Raw genomic sequence first — 7430 nt, forward strand, 5'->3', positions numbered from 1 at the left:
CGGTGCAGCAGGGTCACGCTGGCGGCGGCGTGCGGCCCCGCTTGGGCGCAGGCGATGGCGCGGGCCACGGCGGTGTCTTCGCCGCCATGCACGACCACATGCCGGCCGGCGGTGTCGGCCGCATCCTCGTGGTAATGCAGTTGCGTGCCTTCGAAGCGATCGATGCCTTCGGCCTTGACGGCGCGCGGCACGAACGCGCCCACGCCCGCGGCGATGAAGACCGTGCGCGCCAGCAGCGCGGTGCCGGCCGTGGTCTGCAACAAAAGCCGCCCGTCGGGCTGCGGCGCGAGCGTGGCAACACGCTGGCCCAGGTGCAGGGTGGGTGGGAACGGGGCGATCTGCCGCTGCAGCAACGCGACGAGTTCGCGCCCGGTGCAGACGGGAATGCCGGGAATGTCGTAGATGGGTTTGTCGCCGTACAGCTCGGCGCACTGGCCGCCCACGTGGGGCAGCGCATCGATCACATGGGCTGCAATGCCCTGCAACCCGAGCTGGAACACCTGGAACAGCCCGACCGGCCCAGCGCCGATGACGGCGGCATCCGTCTCGATGGTTCTCGAGGGGGCTGTGGTCGCTTCGATCTTCACGGGGCGTCGGGGGCCTGTCTGCTTCAGCGGATCAGGTCGGCCACCTTGCCGGGCTTGCCGTTCCATTCGTCGGCGTCGGGCAGGGGCGCCTTGCGCTTGGTGATGCTCTTGAATTGGGGCGACAGGTCGGCGTTGATCTTGATGAAGGCGATCTGGTCCGGGGGCAGGTCTTCCTCGGCAAAGATGGCGTTGGCCGGGCACTCGGGAATGCACACGGCGCAGTCGATGCATTCATCGGGGTCGATCACGAGGAAGTTGGGGCCTTCGCGGAAGCAGTCCACGGGGCACACGTCCACACAGTCGGTGTACTTGCACTTGATGCAGTTTTCGGAGACGACGTGAGTCATGGCAGGAGTTGTCGTTGGATCGGGGGTAACCCGCGATTTTAGGGCGTTTCAGGGAGGGGCCCGGGGGCCGCCCCTGCAACGGCAAGGATTCGGCGCCGCCGGTCAGGCCGCCGGGGCGTTCACGAGCACCGCGCCAGCGGTCTTGTGGCTGGCGGTATCCACCAGGATCAGCGAGCCCAGCACGCGCGCCTGGGTGAACGGCGCGGCGGGCAGGGGCTCCTGCAGCAGCAGGTCCACGTGGCCGATGGCATTGGGGTCGAGCTGGGCGGCGTCTTCTTCGGCCAGCGTGTGGATGTTGAGCTTGTGCACCACGCGCTGCACCTTGGCCTTGACCCAGCGGTGGCCGTGCAGCGCCCAGTACACGCGGCCGGCGACCAGGGGCTCGTCGTCCATCCAGGCCACGGTAGCGCGCAGTTCGCGCCGGCCGGGCCACGACGGCGTCAATGCCGGGGTGTCAAAATCGTCGGCGGCCACGGCGGCGGCCTGCGGTGCGGCAAGGATCCAGTCGCCGCGCGACACATCCACCTCGCGGTCGAGCACGATGCCCGCGCTCTGGCCGGCCGGCACGCCCACGGGGCGGCGCGCATGGTCCAGGACCTGGGCCACGGTGGCCTGCTGGCCGCTCGGGAACACCTGCACGGCCGTGCCCGGCGCCACGGCGCCTGCCGCCACGCGGCCCCAGAACACGCGGCGCCCCTGGGAGGTGTCGGCGGAGGACGAGAATTTCTCGACCCACTGCACCGGGAAGGCCAGCGGCAGCGCGACGTCGGTGGGCGTGTTGGGCAGGCGCTCCAGGATCTGCAGCAGGCTCGGGCCTTCGTAGCCGCACCAGCCGGGGTGCGCATCCACCACGTTCCAGCCCTTGAGGGCGGACACGGGCACCGTCGCCTGCGCGGCGATGCCGGCGGCCTGAGCGAACGCGCCCAGCGCATCGCGGATGTGGCGGAAGGCGAGCGCCGGGTCTTCCACCGCATCGAGCTTGTTCACCGCGAACACCAGCGAATGCACGCGCAGCAGGTGCACCAGCAGGGAGTGGCGGCGCGTCTGCACCAGCAGTTCGAGGCCGGGGTTCTTCCAGTCGAGCTTGGTGGCATCGACCAGCACCACGGCCGCGTCGGCGCTGCTGGCGGCGGTGACCATGTTGCGCGTGTACTGCTCGTGGCCCGGCGCATCGCCGATGATGAACTTGCGCTCTTCGGTGGCGAAGTAGCGGTAGGCCACGTCGATGGTGATGCCCTGCTCGCGTTCGGCCGACAGGCCGTCGGTCAGCAGGGCCAGGTCGGTCTCGCCCTGGCGCTGCACGCCGGCCAGGTGGTCCTGCAGCACGGCCTTGCTGTCCACCAGCAGGCGGCCGATGAGGGTGCTCTTGCCGTCGTCGACCGAGCCGCAGGTGATGAACTTCAGTGCAGAGATGGCATCGTTTTGGCCCGATGCCGGCGGATTGATTGCCTGTTCTGCTATCGAATTGGTAGTGGTGGTCATCAGAAGTACCCGTCTTTCTTGCGCTTTTCCATCGAGGCGTCGGAGGTCTTGTCGTCCATGCGCGTGGCGCCGCGCTCGCTCACATCGGCCGCCAGGGTCTCGATCACGATGTCGGCGGCCGTGGCGGCCGGGCTCTCCACCGGGCAGGTGCAGGTGATGTCGCCCACGGTGCGAAAGCGCACGTCGCGCGTCTCCACCGTTTCGCCGTCGCGCGGCGGCGTGAGGTCGGTCACGGGCACGAGCAGGCCCTTGCGCTCGACCACCTGGCGCCTGTGGGTGTAGTAGAGCGAGGGCAGGGCGATCTGCTCGCGGTCGATGTACTGCCACACGTCGAGTTCGGTCCAGTTGCTGATGGGGAACACGCGAAAGTGCTCGCCCGGCGCCAGCCGTGTGTTGAACAGCGTCCACAGCTCGGGCCGCTGGGCCTTGGGCTGCCATTGGCCGAAGCTGTCGCGGTGCGAGAAGATGCGCTCCTTGGCGCGGGCCTTTTCCTCATCGCGGCGGGCGCCGCCGATCAGCGCGTCGAAGCGGAATTCCTCGATGGCCTCCAGCAGCGTGACCGACTGGTGCACGTTGCGGCTCTCGCCCGGATGCGCGAGGCGCACGGTGCCGCGCGCCATGGAGTCTTCCACGCTGCGCACGATGAGCTCGGCCCCCAGTTCCTTCGCCCGGAAGTCGCGGAAATCCGTCACCTCGGGGAAGTTGTGGCCGGTGTCGATCATCAGCAGCGGGTAGGGAATGCGCCCCACGCCAAAAGCCTTCTCGGCGCACCGCAGCATCACCAGCGAATCCTTGCCGCCCGAAAACAGCAGGGCGGGGCGCTCGAAGGCGGCGGCCACCTCGCGCAGGATGAAGATGGTTTCTTCTTCCAGCGCGTCCAGGTGGCGGTTGCTGAGGTGGCTCAGCACATGGGATTCGGTGCGGGCATTCATGCGGGGGATCTCGTTGGGGGCGTCGTTGTGCGGGGCGGGGGCGTCGCGTCAGGCGGCGTCGCGGAAATGCGGCAGCGGGTGCGTCACGTCGCCCTGGTAGAAGGCGTGGAAGCGGTCCAGCTGGCGCTGCGCATCGGCCATGTCCACGCCCTCGCGCAGCACGGCCACGTCGAAGCCGCAGCGGGCCATCTGCACCAGCTGGTCGATGAGCACGTCGCCCGTGGCGCGGATCTCGCCTGCGAACTTCAGGCGCTGGCGCAGCAGGCGGGCCTGGCTGAATGCCCGGCCGTCGGTGAATTTCGGAAAGTGCAGGTCGATGCGCTCGATGCCTGCAAGGTCTTGCGCGAGCGGGTCGGCGTCGTTGGCCAGTTCAAGGACTTTTTTGGCCTTCCGCGCTGGTGCTGTGTGCGCTGGCAGCTATTATTTTCATAGTGATTCGGTGGGGCTGGAGGACGTCGGCGGATGTCAGTCGGAAAGGACTTCGGCAGGGTGGCGCGCGGCGTTGGCGGCGGCCTTGAACGGCTCGATGCCCACGCGGCGCACGGTGTCGATGAAGTTCTCGTGCCGGGGGCCGTGGGCGGCGTCCACCACGGGCAGGCGCTCGGTGCGGTAGGTGGCCAGCAGCGCCTCGATCACGCCGGGCACTTCGCTGGCGCTGAACGACGGGCCGATGATCTTGCCGGGAATGGCCGGACCCGACAGGTTCGTGCCGTCGGCGCCGCCCAGCGTGATCTGGTACCACTCCTTGCCGTCCTTGTCGACGCCCAGGATGCCGATGTGGCCGCTGTGGTGGTGGCCGCAGCTGTTGATGCAGCCGCTGATGTGCAGGTCGATCTCGCCCAGGTCCCACAGCTCGTCCAGGTCCTGGTAGCGCTCGGTGATGGCTTCGGCGATGGGCAGCGAGCGGGCATTGGCCAGCGAGCAGAAGTCGCCGCCGGGGCAGGCGATCATGTCGGTCAGCAGGCCGATGTTGGGCTTGGCCAGGCCCAGCGCCTTGGCGGCCTTGTACAGCTCGGGCAACTGGTCGCGGCGCACCCAGGGCAGCAGCAGGTTCTGTTCGTGCGTCACGCGGGCCTCGCCGCCCGAGAAGCGGTCGGCCAGGTCGGCCGCGGCTTCCATCTGCTCGGCGGTGGCGTCGCCCGGCGCATAGCCCAGGCGCTTGAAGGACAGCACCACGGCGCGCAGCTGCGGGTGGCGGTGCGGCATCACGTTGCGCACCAGCCAGCGGCCGAAGTCCTGGTCGTTCTCGGCGGCGGTGCGCAGCAGGGCCACGGTTTCGGCCTCGGCATCGGCCGGGCGCAGGTCCAGATCGGGCTCGCGGAACGAGGCGGTCACGCGGTCCAGCTCGGCCTGGGTGATGGTGTGCGGGCCGCCTTCGATCTCCACGATCTGCCGGAACTCCTCCTCGACCTGGTCAATGTAGGTCTGGCCTTCGGACTTGACGAGGATCTTGATGCGCGCCTTCCAGGCGTTGTCTCGGCGGCCGTAGCGGTTGTACACGCGGATCACGGCTTCCAGGTAGTTCATGAGCTGGTTCCACGGCAGGAACTCGCGCAGCACCGGGCTGATGACCGGCGTGCGGCCCATGCCGCCACCGGCACGCACGCGAAAGCCCAGCTCGCCGGCATCGTTCTTGTGCAGTTGCAGGCCCACGTCGTACCAGCCGAGGGCGGCGCGGTCTTCCAGGGCGCCGTTGAGCGAGATCTTGAACTTGCGCGGCAGGAAGGCGAACTCGGGGTGCAGCGTGCTCCACTGGCGCAGGATTTCGCAGAACGGGCGCGGGTCGGCGATCTCGTCGGCGGCGATGCCGGCCAGCGCGTCGCTGGTGATGTTGCGGATGCAGTTGCCGCTGGTCTGGATGCCGTGCAGTTGCACGGAGGCCAGCAGGTCCATCACATCGGCGCTCTTGTCCAGCGGAATCCAGTTGTACTGCACGTTGGTGCGCGTGGTGAAGTGGCCGTAGCCGTACTTCAGCTGCGTGCCGATGCGCCGGCCGTCGTGCAGGGGGATGTCGCCCAGCTTTTCCTGCGTGGCCTGAGCCTCGGCCAGCAGGGCGGCATCGGGCTGGTCGTACTCGCGGGCCACCTTGGCCAGCACGCGCAGCTGGGTGCTGGACAGCTCGCCGTAGGGCACGGCCACGCGCAGCATGGGCGCGTAGCGCTGCACGTACCAGCCGTTTTGCAGGCGCAGGGGCTTGAATTCGTCGCCCGAAAGCTTGCCGGCCTGGAAGCGTTCGAGTTGGTCGCGGTACTGCTCAGCGCGCAGGCGGATGAATTCGCGGTCGAAGTCTGTGTATTGGTACATCGTGGGTCACTCAGATCAAAACCAGTTTGGCGCCCGCCCAGGCGAGCAGCACGGAAAGGGCCGAGCGGATCAACCGCTCCGGCGCGCGGGATACGAGGCGCGAGCCCAGCCAGATGCCTGGCAGCGATCCCGCCAGCAATTGGACCAGAAGCGGCCAGTCCACGGAGCCGAGCGACGCATGCCCCAGGCCCGCCACCAGGGTCAGCGGCACGGCATAGGCAATGTCGGCCGCGATGATGCGCGGCAACGGCAGCAGGGGAAACACCATCAGCAGCACCGTCACGCCGATGGCGCCCGCGCCCACGGAGGTGAAGGTGACCAGCGTGCCGATCACGGCGCCCAGCAGCACCGGCAGGCTCCAGTGGCGTGGCCGTGCGGCGTCTTCGCCGGCATCGGCGCGCGCCGCCCGGTCGGCCGCCTGTCGGGCGGGAGAAAACACGAAGGCCTTGTACAGCATGGCCGCGGCGGTCAGCAGCAGGGCCACGCCCAGCGTGGTCGTCATGATGCGCTGGGCGGTGCTGCTGCTGGGACCCATCACCTGGAGGGCCCACAGCGACAGCAGCGCCGCCGGCACGCTGCCGGCGCACAGCAGGCCCACCACCTTCCAGGGCACGAGCCGCTGGCGTGCCAGGCTAACGGTGCCCCCCATCTTGGTGAAGGCGGCGAACAGCAGGTCGGTGCCGATGGCCAGGTGCGGCTTCACGCCGAAGAAGAAGATCAGGATCGGCGTCATCAGCGAGCCGCCGCCCACCCCGGTGAGGCCGACGATCAAGCCCACCGCGAAGCCCGCGAAAACGAATGCCAAATCATGCATGCGGGCGAATGTAGTGGGAGTCTTTATGGAAACAAACGATTGTTTTGTGAGGCCGTTATGCGGATAAGCATATTCCTCAAGGCTGGCGCGGGTTGGCAGGGGGCGGACGGCGGAAAACGGCGATAAGGGGTTGGGCGCCGTTTCTGCCCGGCCCGCGGGTCAGTCCAGGTTCACAGCCGTTCCGTGCCCAGCGCTTGGGCCAGGCGGGCGTCCAGCGGCAAGGGTTCGCCATGCAGCCGGGCGGCGATCAGTTCGCCGCACAGCGGCGCCAGCGTGATTCCGCGCGCGCCCATCGCGGTGCACACCCAGAGCCCGGGCAGGGCGTGCGGGTCCACCGGGCCGGCGATCGGCAGGCGGTCGGGCGAGGCGCAGCGCAGGCCGGCCCAGACCGAAACGGGGGGGATTTCCCTGCCGGGCACTCGGTCCGTTGGGGCCGCTTGGGGCTGGCCGAAGGCGGGCGCCAACTGGTCGGCCACGGCCGGCAGCAAGGTGCGCAGCTTTTTCCAGTTGGTGGCGTGGGCGGCCGTCTCGTCGGCGCTGCTGGGCGGAAGCTCGGTGGCATGGCGTTCGAAGGTGGAGCCGGCATACCAGCGCCGGGCGCCGTTCGCGCCCTCCGGCCCGGGAATGTGAGCCACGAGGCTGCCGTTGCCATTGACCGGAAAGGGCGGCCAGCCCGCAGTGTCTTCGCCTTCTTCGGCCCACGACACCTGGCCGCGCAACGGCTGCAGGGTCCAGCGGTGGTCCAGCAGCGGCATGCTGTCGGGCCCGGCCGCCACGAAGGCGTAGGGGGCCTCGGCCAGCACCTGGCCCTGCGCATCGATGGCTTGCCAGCCTGCCGGCCCAGTGTCGTCGCTCTTGCCGTCGCTCTTTCCGTCCTCGCCGGCCGGCACGCGGCGCAACCGCGCGACCTGTGCGCCGCCGTGCCATGCGATGGCCGGGTGGTCCAGCAGGGACTGCACCAGCC

At 69.0% G+C, this 7430-nt stretch carries 7 protein-coding genes and 1 pseudogene; all 8 read right to left on the reverse strand.

All coding sequences use genetic code 11. From position 1 onward, the window contains the following. On the reverse strand, window positions 1-581 hold a 581-nt coding region (locus AC27IQ_RS16285; protein WP_487090078.1), incomplete at its 3' end, for an NAD(P)/FAD-dependent oxidoreductase. Between the two features lie 29 nt (window positions 582-610). Next, window positions 611-934: a ferredoxin FdxA gene (gene fdxA, locus AC27IQ_RS16290; RefSeq protein ID WP_092743740.1), complete on the reverse strand. Its 324-nt coding sequence runs from the start codon at window positions 932-934 to the stop codon at window positions 611-613. 102 nt (window positions 935-1036) lie between these two features. Then, on the reverse strand, window positions 1037-2416 hold the full coding sequence (locus AC27IQ_RS16295; protein ID WP_487090073.1) for a sulfate adenylyltransferase subunit 1: 1380 nt from the start codon (window positions 2414-2416) through the stop codon (window positions 1037-1039). Next, complete coding sequence (cysD, locus tag AC27IQ_RS16300) at window positions 2416-3348, reverse strand: sulfate adenylyltransferase subunit CysD (RefSeq protein ID WP_487090074.1); 933 nt, start codon at window positions 3346-3348, stop codon at window positions 2416-2418. The genes AC27IQ_RS16295 and cysD overlap by 1 nt, the downstream gene beginning before the upstream one ends. A gap of 48 nt (window positions 3349-3396) precedes the next feature. Next, window positions 3397-3778: pseudogene (locus tag AC27IQ_RS16305) on the reverse strand (DUF934 domain-containing protein). A gap of 35 nt (window positions 3779-3813) precedes the next feature. After that, window positions 3814-5652: a nitrite/sulfite reductase gene (locus tag AC27IQ_RS16310; RefSeq protein ID WP_487090075.1), complete on the reverse strand. Its 1839-nt coding sequence runs from the start codon at window positions 5650-5652 to the stop codon at window positions 3814-3816. Between the two features lie 10 nt (window positions 5653-5662). Further along, the gene (locus AC27IQ_RS16315; protein ID WP_487090076.1) at window positions 5663-6466 is read right to left on the reverse strand and encodes a sulfite exporter TauE/SafE family protein; all 804 of its coding nucleotides are present in this window, start codon (window positions 6464-6466) and stop codon (window positions 5663-5665) included. A 170-nt stretch (window positions 6467-6636) separates the two neighbouring features. Beyond that, the coding region (locus tag AC27IQ_RS16320; RefSeq protein ID WP_487090077.1) for an FAD-dependent oxidoreductase at window positions 6637-7430 on the reverse strand (794 nt) is incomplete at its 5' end.

It is taken from the genome of Acidovorax sp. KPB24-07, assembly GCF_057543315.1.